The organism is Neisseria sp. P0019.S002 (assembly GCF_051957155.1).
Taxonomy (GTDB): Bacteria; Pseudomonadota; Gammaproteobacteria; order Burkholderiales; family Neisseriaceae; genus Neisseria; species Neisseria perflava.
This window is the reverse complement of record NZ_JBQCWS010000135.1, coordinates 1-449: the sequence shown is the minus strand read 5'-3', so window position 1 is coordinate 449 and position 449 is coordinate 1. Positions and strand designations below refer to the sequence as shown.

Sequence of the window (449 nt, the reverse complement as noted above, 5' to 3'; positions counted from 1 at the left end):
CCACCCAAACCACCCAACCAACAAACCAAACAAACCCTGACCCAAAACACCACCACCCACAACAACGCCCACAAACCAACACACACAAACAACGGCACCCTGCCACCAACAGACGACCACAACCACAACTAACACCACACCACCCCCACGCTTGACCGCATCGGCCCAACTATCACCGGTCAAAATGCCAAACACCACACCTCCTTGGTCCAACAAACACCAACCAAAAACAAAACAACCGCCAACAAAACACCAAACCCACCCCAAAACACACCAACCACCCACACCACCCCACCAACCCACCAAAACAACACACACCCACACCAACAACACCAACCACCCACAAAACCAACAAAACCCCAAACAACACCACCACCAAAACACACAAAACCACCAACCCCCCCCACCACCACACCAACAACAAAACAAACCCACCCCCCACACACACC

At 52.8% G+C, this 449-nt stretch carries 1 protein-coding gene; it reads right to left on the bottom strand.

The features are described 5' to 3' along the window. The coding region (locus tag ACTHTY_RS11940) for a hypothetical protein (protein ID WP_440367846.1) at window positions 1-363 on the bottom strand (363 nt) is incomplete at its 3' end. Window positions 364-449: the final 86 nt, after the last annotated feature.